Source organism: Xanthovirga aplysinae, from assembly GCF_009711365.1.
Lineage (GTDB): Bacteria > Bacteroidota > Bacteroidia > Cytophagales > Cyclobacteriaceae > Xanthovirga > Xanthovirga aplysinae.
Map to the genome: position 1 here is coordinate 1 of NZ_SMMB01000171.1, position 570 is coordinate 570.

At 36.1% G+C, this 570-nt stretch carries 1 protein-coding gene; it reads right to left on the reverse strand.

All coding sequences use genetic code 11. The features are described 5' to 3' along the window. The coding region (locus E1171_RS00290) for a hypothetical protein (RefSeq protein ID WP_187696107.1) at window positions 1–570 on the reverse strand (570 nt) is incomplete at both ends.

Below are 570 nucleotides of genomic sequence, written 5' to 3' on the forward strand. Positions count from 1 at the left end.
AAAATTCATGCTATTATCATCATTATTATTACCAGAAATTTCGTTGATAAACAACATTTGATTTGCGTCTCCAATTTGATTGGCATCAAAATCCTGGACATTCCAATTGTTATTATTGCCAAAAATTTGGTTGATTTTCGCAATGGTATGACCCTCTTCTTCTTGTTCCATCCAAGCCTTTTGGGTATTCTCATCGTTTCTGTCGCCCTCAATAAAATTAACCTCCCTTATCTCATTGCCCACCCCATTTTGATGGGCATCAAAATCTTGTCGGTTGCCATCATTATTATTTCCATCAATTTTATTCACCTCCTCAATTACATTTGTGCCATCTTCTTGTTTTGACCAATATGTCTGGTTGTTCCAATAGTTTCTGTTGCAAAAAATTTCGTTGGCCAGGCTAATTTCATTTGCCGCATCATCCTGAATGGCCGTAGCTTTTTGGCTGTTGTTATCATTGTTATTGCCTAATATAAGATTAACATCAACAATTGATTGGGTATTCCCACCCTGTTCAGCATCAATTTCCTGACTGTTAAGATCATTTCTACTTCCCTCCATAATATTACT